The sequence below is a fragment of the Glutamicibacter sp. genome (genome assembly GCF_032154645.1).
Lineage (GTDB): Bacteria > Actinomycetota > Actinomycetes > Actinomycetales > Micrococcaceae > Glutamicibacter.
Genome location: NZ_JALDXV010000024.1, coordinates 1 through 15991, shown reverse-complemented (window position 1 = coordinate 15991; position 15991 = coordinate 1). Strand labels below are relative to the sequence as shown.

The window sequence follows — 15991 nt, the reverse complement described above, 5'->3', positions numbered from 1 at the left end:
TCGAGCACTATTGAGCCGATAGGATAGACATGAAGTGCCGTCGATGGCGACGCATGAACCCCCGCTAGTCACCACAGGAGTGAAAGCATGCCTATCGCAACCCCCGATAAGTACAATGCAATGATCGATGCTGCGAAAACTGGCGGATACGCCTTCCCAGCTGTTAACGTCACCAGCTCGCAGACCCTGAACGCCGCTATCCGCGGTTTCGCCGAGGCTGAGTCCGACGGCATCATCCAGGTTTCGACCGGTGGCGCAGCCTACTGGTCTGGCGCTTCGGTGAAGGACATGGTTGCTGGCTCCCTTGGCTTCGCGGCCTTCGCCCGCCAGGTTGCCAAGAACTACGGCGTGAATATTGCACTGCACACCGACCACTGCCCAGCTGACAAGCTCGATGGATTCGTGTTGCCGCTGCTGGCAGCCTCCGAGGCTGAGGTCGCAGCTGGCCGCGACCCATTCTTCAACTCCCACATGTGGGACGGCTCGGCAGAAACCCTTGAGGAAAACCTGCGCATTGCGGCAGAACTGCTTCCACGCACCGCTGCAGCCAAGCAGATCCTTGAAGTTGAAATCGGCGCAGTGGGCGGCGAAGAAGACGGCGTAGAAAACGCCATCAACGACAAGCTGTACTCCACCGTTGAGGACGCGCTGGCAACCATCGATGCGCTCGGTGCGGGCGAAAAGGGCCGCTACATCACCGCTTTGACCTTCGGCAACGTGCACGGCGTCTACAAGCCGGGCAACGTCAAGCTGCGCCCGGAGATCCTGAAGGACATCCAGGCCCAGGTCGGCGCAAAGATCGGCAAGGCCAACCCGTTCGACCTCGTATTCCACGGCGGTTCGGGGTCCACCGAGCAGGAAATTGCAGATGCAGTCTCCTACGGCGTCATCAAGATGAACATCGATACCGACACCCAGTACGCATTCACCCGCCCGGTGGCAGGTCACATGTTCTCCAACTACGACGGTGTGCTGAAAGTTGACGGCGAAGTCGGCAACAAGAAGACCTATGACCCACGTGTGTGGGGCGCCAAGGCTGAAGAGTCTATGGCAGCTCGCATCGTCGAGGCTGCACGCCAGCTGGGTTCGGCTGGAAAGTCGATCAAGTAACCATGGTCGGAGAGAACCTTCTAGGCATTCCAGAAACCCTGCTGCCCGAAGAAACTAAAGTCATCGCGCGCTTGGACGCGGGCGACGAGCCGGTGGATTTGGCAGCCCGTTTCCCGTCATCTTCCTTGGTATGGGCCCTGCTCGCCGACGAAGCGCATGGCGAAGGCCGCACCGTGGAGTCCTATGCGTTTGCCCGCGTCGGCTACCACCGCGGCTTGGATGCACTGCGCAAGGCCGGTTGGCGCGGCCAGGGCCCGGTGCCGTGGCGCCACGAGCCAAACCGCGGTTTCCTGCGTTCGCTGTATGCCCTGGGCCGTGCAGCCGCCGCCATTGGAGAGGTTGAAGAGGTCGAGCGCATCGGCAAGTTCCTCAACGATTCCGATCCAAGTGCCCGCGCAGCCATCGAGGCCGGAGCCTAATTAGATAACTTCGCTCAAACGGCGGTGCTTCTCAGCTGGAGAAGCGCCGCCGTTGGCGTTGGCTCTGCGATGAGTCCGGTGGCTATCAAAAGATTGATTCTCAGGGCCCAGTGAAGAAAAACGAATAGTTGGGTAAACCGGAGCGTTGGGAGCAAAACAAGACCGCCGGGTAGTTGCCGGTAGGCGTGAGTCGTAGAACCTGTTCTCAGCACATCTCATTGTTAAAATAAAAATGTATTGAACCAAGCATTTATCTGTAGTTACTTACTTTTGTAAGAAGAAATATTAGAAGTCTCTCATCATTTTCTCCTAATAGTTTCATTAAGGATTCTTAGCGTTAGAAGGGTCATCAACTTCGCCCACATTGGAGAGTCCATAATGATTTCCTTCTATTCCGCTTTAGCCGCCAACTGCCTGGGACTGGCAGTGTTGGTCTATTTCGTCTACTTCCGCCGCCATCACCGCCGCGACCTGGTGCTCGCCTACATGGCCCTAGGCACCGGTATTTTCGCGGTGACAATGCTGCTCTCCAGCAGCGCCGCAGGAATGGGCTTGGGACTTGGTCTGTTCGGCATCCTGTCGATCATTCGTTTGCGTTCGGATACCTTGACCCAGGAAGAAGTTGCTTATTACTTCGTTTCCCTGGCCATCGGCCTTGTTAACGGTCTGCATCCGGATCCGGCCTGGCTTTCTCCCGCGGTGACCGCAGCGTTGGTTGCCGTCATGTTCATCGTTGACCACCCGGGATTTGCGCGACGGACCGAGCGACAGACCATCACCATGGAACGTGCCTACCCCAAGCAGGAAGACCTGCACGCCGCCCTGGATGAGCTCTTGGGTGCACAGATCCTGCGAACCGTGGTGCTTGAGCTGGACATGGTGCGCGATCTGACAATCGTCGACGTCCGCTTCCGGGTGCGTGCCGGCAAGCGCAATGCCGCAGCCGCCGAACCGCAGATTGTGGAATTGGCGGATGAGCCACGAGCCACCGCTGGGACGTGGGCCCGGTGAGCACAACCGCTACGGCAGTTGATGAACTCATCCGAGCTGCAGACAGCCGTGATGCCATCGGTCTTGACGAGGTGATGTCGGAGACGGCGCTGCAGTCGCGGATAGATAGAAAATACCTGTTGACCGCCCAAGAGCTGCGTGAGTTCGTCCTGTTGATGGACGCCGAGTACCGGATTCTGCAAATTGGGCAGCGGCGGCTTTTCGGTTATGAGTCGGTCTACTTCGATACGGCCGATTACATGGGGTACCGCGACCATCGGCAGGGGCGGCGACGCCGCTTCAAGGTCAGGTCGCGAACCTACACGGATACCGGCCTGTCCATGTTTGAAATCAAGACCAAGGGTTTGCGCAATATGACGGTGAAGCACCGCATGGAGCAGGATCATTTGCTCGCCGATCGCATCAGCGCCGAGGCCCAGGTATTTCTCGACTCCACCATCGCCAAGGAATACGGCGAGGCGGTTCCCGAGCTCATTCCGGTAATGCGCAACAGCTACCGTCGGGCGACCTTCGTTGCACCCGCGTATTCCGAGCGAGTGACCTGCGATGTCCAGCTGAACTTCAGCAACACGGGCGCCGCCGTGGCGGGCCCCGATGCGGTGGTTGTTGAGACGAAGAGCCTCAACGGCCGCGGAGTGGCAGACCTAGCCCTGAGGCATCTGGGGATCCGCGATGTATCAATGAGCAAGTACTGCGTTGGCATGGCATTGCTTCATCCTGAGCTGCCTGCCAATAAATGGGACCGACTGCTGCGCCACCGTTTCGGCGCGGTGCGCGCTTAGCCTAGCGGCGGCAGATGAGTCGGTAGCCGACGCCGCGGACAGTTTCCAGCCGCTCTGCGCCGAGTTTAGCGCGCAGGTATCTGACGTAGACGTCGACGACGTTGGACCCAGGGTCGAAATCATAGCCCCAAACCCGGGACAGGATCTGCTCACGACTGAGCACCTGTTCCGGGTTTCGCATAAACGTTTCTGCCAAGGCGAATTCCCTGGAGGACAATTCAACTTCCGCCCCGTCCACCAGCACCGTGTGGCGCAGCAGATCCATGGTGAGCCCGTCGTATTCGAGCACCGAGCTGGTCGAATTCGCGTCATTGGGCCGTAGCCGCAGCCGCACCCGGGCCAGCAGCTCATCGAAGTGGAAGGGCTTGGACATGTAGTCGTCCGCACCATTCTGCAGGCCCATCACGGTGTCGTGGACGCCGTTTCGGGCGGTAAGAATGATCACCGGGGTGGTCATTCCGACGGCGCGCAGCCTGCCCAGCAGGGAGAATCCGTCTTCATCCGGCAGCCCCAAATCCAAAATGATCAAGTCAAAGGTGTTGGACGCGGCAAGCTCGTAGCCCGCCGCCGCATTCTGCGCCGTGGAGGTGGTCAGGCCAGCAGATTTCAGCCCCTTGGCGATGAAGGCGCTGATGCGCTGTTCGTCCTCGATGATTAGCACGGTGCTCAAACGGTGGCTCCTGGTTGTCTAACTGGAATTTCAAGAAAAACTTCGCACCCGGCTCCGGGCCGGGAAATCACGTGTAATTCGCCGCCGTGGGCCTCGGCGATGGCCTGGACGATATTCAGCCCGAGCCCCGACCCGTCGGTGCGCACCGCATTGCTTCCCCGCCCAAACCGTTCAAAGATCCGCGGCAGGTCTTCGGCCCGGATGCCGCAGCCCTCATCGGTGACGCTCAGGCGCAGCAGCTTGTGGTCCTGACGCTCTACCCAACGGGTATCCAGGGTGATCTTGGTGCCGGGTTCCGAGAACTTCACCGAGTTTGCACACAGCTGCAGCATTGCCTGGGTGATGCGCAGCGGATCCAGTTGGACATCGGCGTCGACCCTTCCGTTGATCCTGAAGTGCCGATCGCCTAGGGCTCTGGCCTTGTCGAGGATCTCGTCGAGCAAGATGCCGACCGGGGTGGGCTTGGGTATGGCGAAATCTGGTCGGTTCGATTTAGCCAGCGTCACCAGGTCTTCAATGAGCAGGGACATGCGATTGAGCTCGTCCAGTGCGATTTCCCGTGAGGCCCTCACATCCTCGGGATCTTCGGGCTCCATGAGCTGAAGATGACCGCTGATGATCGTTGTGGGGGTTCTCAGCTCGTGCCCGACATCGTCGAGCAGTTGGCGCTGGGTGCTCAGCGCGGTTTCCAACCTGTCGAGCATCTCGTTGATGGTCCCTGCCAGGTGGGCGAACTCGTCGTTGCCGACGATTTCAACGCGCCGGGCAATGTCCGTATCGCTGATGAGTTTCGCGGTGTGCTGCAGCTGGCGGATCGGCCTGAGCATGCGGCTGACGAAAAACCACGAGGCGCCGGCGGCAATGGCCATGGCCACCGCCCCTGCGGCGCCGAAGATCAGCATATTGCGGTTGATCTCTGCGATTTCGGCGGAATAGTCGAAGGCGACGACGAAGCTGCTGTAGTCAGTGTCGGCGGACAGCTTGACCGGGACGATGATGGCGCGATAGGTGGTCGCATCGGTGGGGATCGTTCGCAGCGCAATTTCTTGTTCCGGGGCACTGCTGTTCACCGCGTCCATGAGCTGTTGATCGCCCTCGAGCCTGAGCGCCACGACATCTGGAGCGGTCCAGGTGACGGTTTTCCCATGGAGGCCCACCATTCCCTGATGCAGCGCCGGCATGGTGCGCTGCATGGCCCGATAAATCAGGTCCTGGGCCTTGTCATAGGGGCTCAAGGTGCTTGGTGCGATCCCCGTATCGGAGAGCACCTGCAGCTCTTGGGCCGAGCGGACCAGCTCATCATCGAGGCGCTCGTTCAGCGCGTGGCGCTGCACGATGTATCCGGTGGCACCGGCGATCAGCAAGGTGAGGCTGACCAACAGGAGCATTCCGGAAATGAGGCGGGCCCGGATGGAATACGGCCTAGTCCTCGTCTTCGTCATCGTCTTCTACATCATCGCTGTCGTCGTAGTCGTCGTCATCGTCGAAATCATCCTGGTCCTCCTGCTCCGCAGGCGGCAGAGGGGTCACCGTACGGCGCGTTGGGGCCGGAGGTTTGGTCGGCGCAGTCCGGGAGGTTTTCGTCGCGGTGGTGGTCTTTGCAGGGGTGGGGGAGTGCGGCCGGGCCGCAGGGGACTGCGGGGTCTTCTCATCGGCCGGGGCTTTCGTGGCGCTGGGTTGTGGTTCGGCCGGCGTCTTCGAAGCCGTTGGCGCAGGAGCTTCAGAGTGCTCGACGATGACCCCGGCGCCGAGATCCCGATCCGGCGGCGCGGCAAGGGTGGTATTCAATCCCCACACGCCTAAGCTCGCCAGCAGCGCCAGCGCGAGCACGGCCAGGGTCTTCTTGTATGTGCGGGGAGTCATTTACCCATTGTGCATAGGGTGGATTAAATTTAGATGAGAATTACACGTTATTGCGTCGTAAATGCTCGAAGATGATGCTCGTTTGGGTTGACGAAAAGACCCTGTTGGAGCCAAGGTGGGTGGCCACAAAACTACGCAGATCCTCGATGCTTCGGGTGGCCACCCTGACCAGCAAATCCGGTGTGCCGCCGAGGACGAAGACGTCTTTCACCTCGGGCAGCTTCTGCAGCGATCTGGCCGATGCGAGCAGCCTGTCGCGGGCGTTGGCAGCCACCACGATAGAGATCATCGCGTTGACGTTCACGCCCAGCAGAGACTCATTGATGCGGGCATGGTAACCGGTGATGATTCCGGCCTTGGACAGGGCCTTGACCCGTCCCAGGCAGGTGGAGGGCGCCAACCCCACCTGCGCGGCGAGGACGTTGTTGGCAATTCGGGCGTCCGACTGCAGCGCACTCAGGATCGCCAGGTCTGTCGAATCGACGCGAACCGGGTTCGGCAAAGCATCGCCTTGAGCCATCCATAATGAATCTGACACGGAAGATCTCCAAAATTTTTTAGAATAGTTCGGATTCACTCGTAGTTTTGTGTTCTGAATTCTACCCTTGGTGGTGGATGTTGCCATCGCAGCGTCAGTCGGGAACGAGAGCGGAGAAACGATGTCTGAGGAATTAACGCGTGAAGTACTGGCGGAACTGGACGCCAGCGACCCGCTGACCCGCTTTGCCGACCGCTTCGAACTGCCCGAGGGCGTGATCTACCTTGACGGCAACTCTCTGGGCGCTTTGCCCAAGGGTGCCGCGGCACGCGCTACGCAGGTGGTCGATGAAGAGTGGGGCAAGGGTCTGATCCGTTCCTGGAACACTGCAGGCTGGTTCGACATGCCGCTGAAGCTGGGCGACAAGCTGGGCAGGCTGCTGGGAGCGAACCCCAACGAAACCGCCATCACGGATACCACCAGCCTGAACCTCTTCAAGGCTCTGGCCTCTGCGTTGCGCACCCAGAAGGCAGATGCCCCGCAGCGCCGAGTGATCATCACCGAACGGGACAATTTCCCGACCGACATCTATATCGCCGAAGGCCTTGCCGACCTCGTCAACTCGCTGTCCCAAGAAACCGGAATTCCCTATGAGGTGCGCCTGATTGACGATGAGGCATCGCTGCGCGCTGCACTGGGAGAGGATACCGCGGTTGTTGCACTGTCGCATGTGAACTACCGAACCGGCGCCATGTGGGACATGGCTGAAATTACCGCATCAGCCCACCGGGCGGGCGCCCTGATCGTGTGGGATCTGGCTCATGCGGCGGGTGCGGTGCCGGTGGACCTGAATGGTGCCGACGCGGATTATGCGGTGGGCTGCACCTATAAGTACCTTAACGGCGGGCCGGGCTCACCGGCATTCATCTGGGTCAACCAGCGTCACCACGACCGCTTCTGGCAGCCGTTGTCCGGCTGGTGGTCGCACAACGCCCCATTTGCCATGGCCGAGCATTACACCCCCGCAAATGACGTGCGCCGCTTCATGTGCGGCACCCAGCCGGTGACTTCGCTGGCAATGATTGAGGTAGGCCTGGACATCGCACTGGAGACGGACATGTCCGCGGTGCGCGCGAAGTCCTTGGAGCTGACCGACCTGTTCATCGAACTCGTGGAGACCCGGTGCGCTGAGTACGGGCTTGAGCTGGTCACTCCGCGCGACCATGAGCGCCGCGGAAGCCATGCAAGCTTCCGCCACGCCAATGGCTACGAGATCATGGCGGCGTTGATCGAACGCGGCGTGATCGGCGACTACCGGGAGCCCGAAGTACTGCGCTTTGGCATCACCCCGCTGTATCTCTCGCGTTCCGAGATCTGGGACGCGGTGGAAATCCTGCGTGACATTCTGCACACAGGGTCCTGGCAGCGCGAAGACTTCGCAGTGCGAAACGCCGTGACCTAGCACCGGCACCCACAGCCCCGAGTATCCAGTGCGATATTCGGGGCTTTGTGCTCTGCGAGTACGCTTATACGCAGCGCAAGCGGAAGCTTGCAGGCGGTAAACGTAGATCAAGGGAGCATCGTTGGCGAAGAAGCCGGGAGATACCACAGAAGCAGGAACCGGACTGAAAAAGGCGCTGACTCCCGCGCAGATGGCCATGATAGCGCTGGGCAGCGCTATCGGCACCGGCCTTTTTGCCGGCAGCAAACTAGCCATCATGCTCGCCGGCTCCTCGGTTATTCTCAGCTACGTCATCGGCGGAGTAATAGCACTTCTGGTCATGGGTGCGTTGGCCGAAATGACGGTCAGGCTGCCGGTGGCGGGTTCCTTCGGCGTCTACGCCGAAAGGTATCTGGGAAGCTTCGCAGGCTACTTGACCAAGTACATGTATTGGTCCGCACTGATTTTTGCCGTGGGCACCGAGGTCAGCGCCATTGGCGAATACATGCAGTTCTGGTTCTCCGATATTCCCGGGGTGCTGTGGGTCCTGCTCTTCTCTGCGGTGCTGTTGGCGGTGAACTTCTCCAGCGTCAAGGTTTTCGGCACCACCGAATACTGGTTCTCCGCAATCAAGGTCTTTGCCGTGATTGCCTTCATCATCATTGCCGCGTGGCTGGTGTTCCACGACCCGAACGACCAATTCAGTTTCTCCAACTACACCGCCGAATCGGGGTTCTTCGCCAACGGACTGGGCGGCACCTGGAGTGCGGTGATCGTCGCGATTTTCTCCTACATGGGCATCGAAGCGATCTCCATTGCCGCGGCCGAGGCCCACAACCCGAAGCAGGCGGTGCGCAAGGCGTTCAAGGTCTCCTTCCTGCGCCTGCTGCTGTTCTACGTCTTGACCATGGCATTGATCCTTGCCATTGCACCGACCTCTGAGCTGGTCTCCGGTGCTTCTCCGTTCGTCACCGTGATGTCCCAGGCGGGCATCCCCTTCGCCGACTCCGTATTGAATTTTGTGTTGATTGTTGCGGCGCTCTCCGCCATGAACGCGCAGTTGTATGCGGCGACGCGCATGCTGCACTCGTTGGCTGATGCAGGACACGCCCCGCGGTTGGCCCACCGGACCAACAGCAAGGGCGCACCGCTGCATGCCGTGTGGATGTCGGCCGGTGGCATCGCGGTAGCTGCCATCGTGTCCGCACTGGCACCGGAGGGCGGATTCGGACTCATGCTTTCCCTGGCGACCTTCGGTGCACTGGCCACCTGGTTCATGATCCTGGTGACCCACGTCAGTTTCCGTCGGAAGGTGCAGCTGGAGGATGCGCCGCTGGAATTCAAGCTGCCCGGCTACCCAGCCGCGTCATTGATTGGAGCACTGCTCCTAGCTGCCCTGCTGGTGACCACCTTCTTTGTTCCGCAGTTCAAGTACACGCTGGTCTTCGGCATTCCTTTCGTGGCAGTGATGTCTCTGCTTTATGCGCTGGTCTTTGCACGGAAGAAGCCCGTCTCCGGCAATTAGACATGCAGCCTGAAGAAGGAAGTTCCGGCGATCTGGTGAGCGCCGGGAATCAGCGCAATTTTCAGGCCTGGATTGAACTCACCGCGCAGTTGCTCCCCCTCGGAGAGGACCGAGGCGAGTTTTGCCGATTCAACCGGCTCAAATAGCCATTCGTGGGGACCGGCCCCAATATGCAGCAGGTTGGTATCTTGATCGAATTGAAGCCATGCGCTGATCCAGTCGTTGGCAAAGCGCGGCAGCGGATTATCTGCTGAAAAGCGCTGTCGAGAAGCTGCAAGCGTTGCGTTGTGCATAAGTACACGCCCTTCGGGTCGTTGTTCTTGCCTGCCGCGCGGTAGTGCACAGCAGACCGCTTCGTCATCCGAACCACCCGCCGTACAACTGTGTGGGGTTGGTGCCTGGCTAGTCGGAGCTTGCCGCCAGGTCTCGTGAAGCTGATTCAATGCTAGGCAGGGATGTCTGCGCAGGGGAAGAGAAAACAGCGGTTTTCATCGAAGGCGTTCACCGCGCGTCGTGATGCGCAACGCAGCGTCATTTATCGACACCTGCGGACGGCTAAGATCGAAGATGGTCTGCGCACCGCAGACGCTGGGAATTCGAAGGGATGAACGTGGCCAAACTGTATTTCCGATACGGGGCAATGAATTCGGGAAAGTCCACGAGTCTATTGCAGGCCGCATTCAACTATGAGGAGCGCGGGCAGCGCATCCTGCTGGCCAAACCCGGCGTCGACACCAAGGGTGAAAGCGCCATCGTCTCCCGGCTGGGATTGAGCCGGGAAGTTGACTTTACCGTTGCCCCCGACGAGAACATGCGGGAAAAGTTTCAGGAAGCCGCCGCGGGAGATGATCCCAACGCGCTGGTGACCCATGTTGACGCTCCACCGGTGGCCTGCCTACTGGTCGACGAGGCCCAGTTCTTCACCCGCGAACAAATCGACGACCTGCTGCGCATTGCAGTACTGGACGATGTACCGGTCCTTGCCTACGGTATTCGCACCGACTTTAGGACCCGGGCTTTCCCGGGTTCGGCCCGCCTGATGGAATTGGCGCATTCCCTCGAAGAGCTGAAAACCATTTGCCGCTGTGGACGCAAGGCAATGTTCAATACCCGCCGCATAGGGCAGAGCGTTGTGTTCGACGGTGACCAGGTGGCCATCGACGGCGAGGACGTTTGGTACGAGTCGTTGTGTGCCGCGTGCTACCTGGAGCTGTCCGGCGGGGAGCTGGGCTAGCAGAGGTTAGGCGGTCAGCCCCGAGACGGTTCGCTGCAGGGCCCAGTCGAAGCCGTCGCTTTCATTGGAGTCGACGTCGAGTTGGACCAGGTTCTGGCGGTAAGCCACCGAACCGAGCACATGGTTCAGCAGCAGCTGCTGCCCAAAGCGGGCCTGTTCTTCCGAGAGGCCTGATTGTTCCAATAGGCTGCGCAGCTGCAGGACCGGGTTCAATTCGGTGACCTGCATGGCGGAAGCGACCTCTATAACTTCCGGGCTGTCCTGAATGGGCAGCAGTGCAAGATATAACTTGCGTGATAAATGCAGCACCGCATCCGCGGGCGTCGCAAATTCCTGGGCCTGAACGGTCAGCTCCGGGGTGTTTAACAGTTTTGCCGCAACCTGAGCCAGCAGTTCCTGCTTGTTTTTCACATGCCAGTACAGGGCCCCAACCTGAACGTCGAGTTCCTTGGCCAGGCGGCGCATCGACAAATCAGCCAGTCCAAACTGTTGCAGGATGTCGACCGCGGTATCCACGACCGTTAACTGAGTCAATGCCATGCTCCCAGTCTAGACGTTGGGCCAAGGGCCGCGGTCAACCGGCAATCGCACGTACGGAACAGCAGTAGACTGATCTGTCTATATAGACTAATCTGTCTATATCTACGTCGGAGCCACCGGAGGCTGTCATGCCAGGACGAATCAACGCCCGCACTAAATTGCTCGATGCCGCAGCCCGGCTGTTCTACGCGAACGGCATTTCGGCCACGGGAATCGACGCTGTCGTTGCCGAGGCAGGGGTGGCGAAAATGAGCCTCTACAACAACTTTGAAAACAAGGCGGGACTGGTCAGTGCCTATCTGGAGGCCAGACACGAAGAATGGCTTGAGCTGTATCGGGTCCGCCTGGCCGCCTCTCAGGGAGCCGAAGCGGGCGTGCTCGCGGTGGTCGACGCCTACATCGACCATGCAGAAGCAGGGTATGAGCATGGCTTTCGCGGATGCGGCCTGCTCAACGCCGCAGCAGAACTTCCCGCGGGAGAGCCCGGACGACAAGTGGTCGCGGGGCATAAGGAACAGGTCGAAGGCATTATCCGCTCGCACCTTGAAGCGCTGACCACGCAGCGTCAAGCCGCGGCGCTCGCCGAACAGGTGTCATTTCTCCTGGAGGGGGCCATCAGCCGTGCGGGCTTGGAGGGAAACAGCGAACTGCTGCATCGCGCCAAGGCGATGATCGCCTCCATGGTGCGCGCGCTGTGAGCACTGGGGGTGCGCAGGGCACGCGCGGAGCCATCATGATGCTGCTGATCGCTTCGGTGCTCTGGGGCACGACGGGGACCGCTGCGGCTCAAGCCGCTGAGGTTTCTGCCCTGGCCATCGGCGCGGCCTCGCTCGGTGTGGGCGGGCTTTTGCAGGCGCTGATTGCCATCAGGCCCCTTGCCGTCGCGCGGGATGAACTCAGGGACAACCTGCCGATGGTAGTTCTTGGGGCGCTGGGAATCCTCGTGTATCCACTGGCCTTCTACAGCTCCATGAGACTTGGCGGGGTTGCCCTGGGAACCGTCATATCCTTGGGCGCCGCACCGCTGTTTTCTGGCCTGTTGGAGCGCATCGTTGACGGAACTGCACTGAGCAGGCGCTGGTTCCTTGCGGCATTGTTGGGCATCGCCGGCAGCTGCTTGCTCGGGTTTTCCCGTGCCAGCGCGGACAGCGCCGATGTGGCCGGGGTGATTGCCAGCTGCCTGCTCGGTCTGGCTGCCGGAGCTAGCTACGCGGTTTATTCGTGGGCCGCCGCGCGACTGATGTCCGCCGGCATTGAACGTCGAGCTGCGGTGGGGGCGGTTTTCGGCCTGGGTGGGCTGCTGCTGATGCCGGTCTTGCTGGCCACCGGTGCGCCGCTGCTGGCCAGCGTCCAGAACATGGCGGTAGCGGCTTATTTGGCGTTGGTTCCGATGTTCCTCGGGTACGTCCTCTTTGGCATGGCGCTGAGCAAGGTGAGCGCAAGTACCGCCACCACCGTGACGCTCAGTGAGCCCGCGGTGGCGGCGATACTTGCGGTGGGTTTGCTGGGTGAACGGCTCGGGACCATCGGTTGGGTCGGGGTGGTCCTCATCGCCGCGGCGCTGATCGTCCTGCTGATCAAGCCGCGGACGCCTGAGCCCGAGGCAGCCGAGCTCGACGCAACCGTCCTGGGTTAGCCTGCGTTCGCCGCGCGAACCGGCTGCTGCAGTTCGGTGACCCAGTCCTGCTGATCGGCGGAGTCGGAGCGGACGTAGAGTTCGCGGCACGGACCATCCGGTACATAGCCGCGCGCCAAGAGGTGGTCATGCACTTCTTGCCAGCTGGCTGCGATCCGATCCATCGATCCCAGATGAATGCCGCAGATCGCCAATGGCTGTCCAGGCACTTCTAGGATCTCAAAACCGGGCTCTGCGGGCTTGTCGAACTCGTAGCCCGCCACGATGCGAATGCCTTCTTCTACCGCAAGGTACTGGGCAATGGGCATGCCCAGCTCGTGACCGGTCAAAACATCCTCGATCTTGCCGAAGAGCGGGCCGACTGCTGGACCAACCAGGGCCTGTTCTGCGACGGTTTGCGTGCACACCGCCAGTCGCAGTGCCGGAAGCGGCTTCTCAATGATTTCGATGGTGGACATGGAGTGTTCCCTTTCAATCAGTTGGAGCCGCAGCTGGACATCGACCAGCCGTGCGGCGGCAACCTGATGTTCCTGTTCGACCTCCGCGCGCCGCACCCGCAGCAGTTGTTCAATGCGCTGTGCGTCAACGCCCTGCTGCATGAATTGGTGGATGTCGTCGAGCCCAAAACCCAGTTGGCGCAGTGCAACAATGCGATGCAGCTGCGCAAGCTGGGAAGGATCGTAGGAACGGTAGCCGCTGAACTGGTCAACGTGCGCCGGCACAAGTACGCCTGCCGAGTCCCAATGCCGCAGCATGCGGTGGGTGACTTGGCCAAGCTGTGCGAAGGCTCCGATGGATAACATATATCTGTTTTCCACCCTTCCACTGTGTGAGGGTCAACTGCTCCGATTAAAAGTCTGCCCCATCTGCAAGATTGTTCGCGGAACGGGATCGGTTCGATTCTCGATATCACCATGCGGGGACACGGGCGCATTGTGGCATTGGATGCCCGAGTAGCTATTCCGTCGGGATGTAGAAGTCCAAGTATGTCAGTGCCGGCTATCTAGATGACGGTCAACTTTCGCATCATGAACTTTCTCTTTCGCTATTCGAGATTTTCTGCTTTTGTGGAAGCAGTTAGAGAACTTTCACATGCCACCGAGATCCAGCTTTCTGAGCGGATCTTGACTCGACAGAATGAGGTTGACCATGAAAATCGGTGTAGTTGGTGCAGGAGGAGTCGGCGCATACTTCGCGGCGGTTTTGGCCCGGGCTGGCAACGAGGTCCACATCCTGGCCACCCCGCGACATGTCGAACCGATTCGTTCCCAAGGCCTCCGAGTCACCACGGGTGACGGCGTCTCCGGTTTCACCATCCAACCCACGAGCGTCACTACCGAAGCGGCAGAAATCGGTGAATGCGAGGCGGTGATCGTCGCCAGCAAAGCAGGACAGGTGCGTGAGGTGCTCGGGCAGGCCGCCGCGCTGATCGGTCCCGATACTGCGGTGCTTCCGCTGCAAAACGGCGTTACTGCGGTAGAACAGATTACCGATGCGGCCGGTGAGGGCCACGCACTGGGCGGCGTCTGCATGATCATTTCCTACCTTGTGGAACCCGGGGTGGTGCATCACGTGGGCGGACAGCCGGCCATCACCTTCGGCGAGCTGGATGGCTCGGTCACCAAACGCCTGCTCGATCTGCAGGTGGCCCTGGAAGAGGCGCGCGTCAAGGCGGTGATCTCGCCGAACATCATGACCGATATCTGGCGCAAATTCATGCTGATCACCTCCTATGGCGGGATCGGCGCACTGTCTGGGGAACCGGTGGGACGTACCCGCAGCAACGAGTTGAGCCGTTCCCTAGTGCGCGACGCCATGGCTGAGGTGGCGGCCCTGGCCACGGCGGTCGGCGCACCATTGGGTGAAGCGGACATCGACGCAATGATGGCGCAATTCGATGCGTTTGAACCGGACAGCACTGCCTCGATGCAGCGCGACCTTGCGGCGGGCCGCCATTCAGAAATCGAGGAACAAAGCGGTGCGGTAGTCAGAATCGCCGCGCAGCACGGCATCCAGACGCCGATTCACCACACGATCTACCGTGCGTTGAAGCTGCATGACGGTGCAGCGCTGGCGGCGACCCGATAGATTCGTAGCACCCGATGATTTCCGACCGGGATTATCGGGCGGGCGACGCCGGCCGCCACGCAGACTAGTAGGTGAAGGGAGCAGCCATGATTGCAGAACTGAACCGGGTGCTGGAAACCATTGATTCGCGGCTTGGCGATGAGCTGGATATTGCACGGTTGGCGGCCTCGCAGGGTACTACCGAATACCACCTGCGCAGAATGTTCTCATCGCTGACCGGAATGCCTCTCTCCGAGTACATCCGGCGGCGGCGCATGAGCGTTGCCGCCGCGGAGGTCATCGGTGAAGACCCGCTTCTGGATATTGCCGTCCGATACGGCTATGGATCCACCGAAGCGTTTGGAAGAGCCTTCCGCGCGGTGCACGGAACAAGCCTGGCGCAGGTCCGCGCCAGTGGCGGCCCCCTTCGAATGCAAGCAAAACTCAGGCTCAGCCTGAAAATCGAAGGGAGCGCAGTGATGGACGCACGAATCATCGAGAAGCAAGAATTCAAGCTGATAGGGCATGCCGCCCGAGTTCCGCTGATCTATGAGGGAGTCAACCCGCACATCCAGGAGCACATTGCCTCGCTGCCGGTCAGCGAACATGCTCGGCTCAAGGAGCTTTCCACTATCGAGCCAACAGGACTGCTGCAAGTCAGCGCGGATGTTGATCCGGATTACGTCGAAGGTAGCGAGCTGACCTATCTGCACGGGGTCGCGGTGGACGCCACCACGCAGACGCCGGACGACCTGGACGAGATTAAGGTTCAGCAAGGGCAGTGGGTGGTCTTCAGCGTCGCAGGAGCGTATCCGGCAGCCTTGCAGGAAGCCTATGCCCAGTCGGCAAGCCAGTGGTTCCCGTCGAACCCGTGGCGCCTGCGTCCGGGCCCCTCGATTGTCGCCGTGTTGGACCGCGCCGCGGACTTCAGCACCGCAAGCATCGAACTCTGGCTGCCCGTGGAGCGCGAGTAGGGGCGGGCGCAACACCCGCGGGAACCGCCGGAATGCCCTCGTGGCGCCGGACGGTTCCCGTTCCCTGCGACCGTTGGATTGCTAATCAAGGTGGCGCAACGCGCGGCCGGGCGTTGGTCATGAGCTCGAGATTCGCCAACCATTTCGGTAAACTTTGGTCGTAAGAGCCCCTAACTCTTGCGCTGCGCAGGAATGGGGCATATTTTTTGCCCGGTACCGTGCCGGGCCGGCGCGAAGCACG

Annotated in this window: 18 protein-coding genes and 1 riboswitch; of the genes, 11 read left to right on the top strand and 7 right to left on the bottom strand. The window is 60.4% G+C overall.

Annotated elements, in window-relative coordinates:
* Positions 1 to 87: 87 nt before the first annotated feature.
* The 4 genes from fbaA to RUH64_RS15165 all read left to right on the top strand — a co-directional run bounded on the left by fbaA (position 88) and on the right by RUH64_RS15165 (position 3322).
* Positions 88 to 1110: a class II fructose-bisphosphate aldolase gene (gene fbaA / locus RUH64_RS15180; protein WP_313814508.1), complete on the top strand. Its 1023-nt coding sequence runs from the start codon at positions 88 to 90 to the stop codon at positions 1108 to 1110.
* A 2-nt stretch (positions 1111 to 1112) separates the two neighbouring features.
* Positions 1113 to 1529 carry a DUF3151 domain-containing protein gene (locus RUH64_RS15175; RefSeq protein ID WP_313814507.1) on the top strand — a complete coding sequence of 139 codons (417 nt, stop codon included), beginning with the start codon at positions 1113 to 1115 and terminating at the stop codon, positions 1527 to 1529.
* Positions 1530 to 1907: 378 nt separating this feature from the next.
* Complete coding sequence (locus RUH64_RS15170; RefSeq protein WP_313814505.1) at positions 1908 to 2540, top strand: DUF4956 domain-containing protein; 633 nt, start codon at positions 1908 to 1910, stop codon at positions 2538 to 2540.
* Positions 2537 to 3322 (top strand): polyphosphate polymerase domain-containing protein, encoded by a 786-nt coding sequence (locus RUH64_RS15165; RefSeq protein WP_313814504.1) that lies wholly within the window; start codon positions 2537 to 2539, stop codon positions 3320 to 3322. The genes RUH64_RS15170 and RUH64_RS15165 overlap by 4 nt, the downstream gene beginning before the upstream one ends.
* A gap of 1 nt (position 3323) precedes the next feature.
* Here RUH64_RS15165 and RUH64_RS15160 read toward each other — a convergent pair whose 3' ends face one another.
* The 4 genes from RUH64_RS15160 to RUH64_RS15145 are packed head-to-tail and all read right to left on the bottom strand — an operon-like array spanning position 3324 to position 6393.
* Positions 3324 to 3992: a response regulator transcription factor gene (locus RUH64_RS15160; protein WP_313814502.1), complete on the bottom strand. Its 669-nt coding sequence runs from the start codon at positions 3990 to 3992 to the stop codon at positions 3324 to 3326.
* Entirely contained in the window at positions 3989 to 5434 is a 1446-nt protein-coding gene (locus RUH64_RS15155) for a HAMP domain-containing sensor histidine kinase (RefSeq protein WP_313814500.1), read from the bottom strand. Before RUH64_RS15155 ends, RUH64_RS15160 begins: the two co-directional genes overlap by 4 nt.
* Positions 5415 to 5855, bottom strand: a complete 441-nt coding sequence (locus tag RUH64_RS15150) for a hypothetical protein (RefSeq protein ID WP_313814498.1) — start codon at positions 5853 to 5855, stop codon at positions 5415 to 5417. The genes RUH64_RS15155 and RUH64_RS15150 overlap by 20 nt, the downstream gene beginning before the upstream one ends.
* A gap of 40 nt (positions 5856 to 5895) precedes the next feature.
* Positions 5896 to 6393, bottom strand: a complete 498-nt coding sequence (locus RUH64_RS15145; RefSeq protein WP_313814497.1) for an Lrp/AsnC family transcriptional regulator — start codon at positions 6391 to 6393, stop codon at positions 5896 to 5898.
* A 121-nt stretch (positions 6394 to 6514) separates the two neighbouring features.
* Here RUH64_RS15145 and kynU point away from each other — a divergent pair, with 121 nt between their 5' ends.
* Both kynU and RUH64_RS15135 read left to right on the top strand, forming a co-directional pair.
* On the top strand, positions 6515 to 7795 hold the full coding sequence (kynU, locus tag RUH64_RS15140; RefSeq protein WP_313814496.1) for a kynureninase: 1281 nt from the start codon (positions 6515 to 6517) through the stop codon (positions 7793 to 7795).
* A 121-nt stretch (positions 7796 to 7916) separates the two neighbouring features.
* A complete protein-coding gene (locus tag RUH64_RS15135; protein ID WP_313814495.1) occupies positions 7917 to 9299 on the top strand; it encodes an amino acid permease in 1383 nt (460 codons plus the stop codon).
* On the opposite strand, the gene RUH64_RS15130 is transcribed toward RUH64_RS15135, so the two are convergent.
* Complete coding sequence (locus tag RUH64_RS15130; RefSeq protein ID WP_313814494.1) at positions 9296 to 9592, bottom strand: hypothetical protein; 297 nt, start codon at positions 9590 to 9592, stop codon at positions 9296 to 9298. The two genes, RUH64_RS15135 and RUH64_RS15130, sit on opposite strands and share 4 nt — an antisense overlap.
* 18 nt (positions 9593 to 9610) lie before the next feature.
* Positions 9611 to 9733: riboswitch (SAM riboswitch) on the bottom strand.
* A 176-nt stretch (positions 9734 to 9909) separates the two neighbouring features.
* Between RUH64_RS15130 and RUH64_RS15125 the strand changes: the two genes are divergently transcribed.
* Positions 9910 to 10533 carry a thymidine kinase gene (locus tag RUH64_RS15125; protein WP_313814493.1) on the top strand — a complete coding sequence of 208 codons (624 nt, stop codon included), beginning with the start codon at positions 9910 to 9912 and terminating at the stop codon, positions 10531 to 10533.
* Positions 10534 to 10539: 6 nt separating this feature from the next.
* Here RUH64_RS15125 and RUH64_RS15120 read toward each other — a convergent pair whose 3' ends face one another.
* Positions 10540 to 11073, bottom strand: coding sequence for a helix-turn-helix domain-containing protein (locus RUH64_RS15120; protein WP_313814492.1), 534 nt, complete (start codon positions 11071 to 11073; stop codon positions 10540 to 10542).
* Positions 11074 to 11201: 128 nt separating this feature from the next.
* Here RUH64_RS15120 and RUH64_RS15115 point away from each other — a divergent pair, with 128 nt between their 5' ends.
* Positions 11202 to 11771, top strand: a complete 570-nt coding sequence (locus tag RUH64_RS15115; RefSeq protein WP_313814491.1) for a TetR/AcrR family transcriptional regulator — start codon at positions 11202 to 11204, stop codon at positions 11769 to 11771.
* Entirely contained in the window at positions 11768 to 12709 is a 942-nt protein-coding gene (locus RUH64_RS15110; protein ID WP_313814490.1) for an EamA family transporter, read from the top strand. The genes RUH64_RS15115 and RUH64_RS15110 overlap by 4 nt, the downstream gene beginning before the upstream one ends.
* Here the strand turns inward: RUH64_RS15110 and RUH64_RS15105 are convergent.
* Positions 12706 to 13512, bottom strand: coding sequence for a MerR family transcriptional regulator (locus tag RUH64_RS15105; protein ID WP_313814489.1), 807 nt, complete (start codon positions 13510 to 13512; stop codon positions 12706 to 12708). The two genes, RUH64_RS15110 and RUH64_RS15105, sit on opposite strands and share 4 nt — an antisense overlap.
* Positions 13513 to 13858: 346 nt before the next feature.
* On the opposite strand from RUH64_RS15105, the gene RUH64_RS15100 reads away from it, so the two are divergent.
* Both RUH64_RS15100 and RUH64_RS15095 read left to right on the top strand, forming a co-directional pair.
* Positions 13859 to 14797, top strand: a complete 939-nt coding sequence (locus RUH64_RS15100) for a 2-dehydropantoate 2-reductase (RefSeq protein ID WP_313814487.1) — start codon at positions 13859 to 13861, stop codon at positions 14795 to 14797.
* 86 nt (positions 14798 to 14883) lie between these two features.
* Positions 14884 to 15750, top strand: coding sequence for an AraC family transcriptional regulator (locus tag RUH64_RS15095; protein ID WP_313814486.1), 867 nt, complete (start codon positions 14884 to 14886; stop codon positions 15748 to 15750).
* Positions 15751 to 15991: the final 241 nt, after the last annotated feature.

Excerpts from the sequence above, each read along its gene's own strand:
- fbaA (WP_313814508.1), top strand. The coding sequence starts at position 88 with ATGCCTATCGCAACCCCCGATAAGTACAATGCAATGATCGATGCTGCG.
- RUH64_RS15175 (WP_313814507.1), top strand. The coding sequence starts at position 1,113 with ATGGTCGGAGAGAACCTTCTAGGCATTCCAGAAACCCTGCTGCCCGAA.
- RUH64_RS15170 (WP_313814505.1), top strand. The coding sequence starts at position 1,908 with ATGATTTCCTTCTATTCCGCTTTAGCCGCCAACTGCCTGGGACTGGCA.
- RUH64_RS15155 (WP_313814500.1), bottom strand. The coding sequence starts at position 5,434 with ATGACGAAGACGAGGACTAGGCCGTATTCCATCCGGGCCCGCCTCATT.
- RUH64_RS15150 (WP_313814498.1), bottom strand. The coding sequence starts at position 5,855 with ATGACTCCCCGCACATACAAGAAGACCCTGGCCGTGCTCGCGCTGGCG.
- kynU (WP_313814496.1), top strand. The coding sequence starts at position 6,515 with ATGTCTGAGGAATTAACGCGTGAAGTACTGGCGGAACTGGACGCCAGC.
- RUH64_RS15130 (WP_313814494.1), bottom strand. The coding sequence starts at position 9,592 with ATGCACAACGCAACGCTTGCAGCTTCTCGACAGCGCTTTTCAGCAGAT.
- RUH64_RS15120 (WP_313814492.1), bottom strand. The coding sequence starts at position 11,073 with ATGGCATTGACTCAGTTAACGGTCGTGGATACCGCGGTCGACATCCTG.
- RUH64_RS15115 (WP_313814491.1), top strand. The coding sequence starts at position 11,202 with ATGCCAGGACGAATCAACGCCCGCACTAAATTGCTCGATGCCGCAGCC.
- RUH64_RS15105 (WP_313814489.1), bottom strand. The coding sequence starts at position 13,512 with ATGTTATCCATCGGAGCCTTCGCACAGCTTGGCCAAGTCACCCACCGC.
- RUH64_RS15100 (WP_313814487.1), top strand. The coding sequence starts at position 13,859 with ATGAAAATCGGTGTAGTTGGTGCAGGAGGAGTCGGCGCATACTTCGCG.
- RUH64_RS15095 (WP_313814486.1), top strand. The coding sequence starts at position 14,884 with ATGATTGCAGAACTGAACCGGGTGCTGGAAACCATTGATTCGCGGCTT.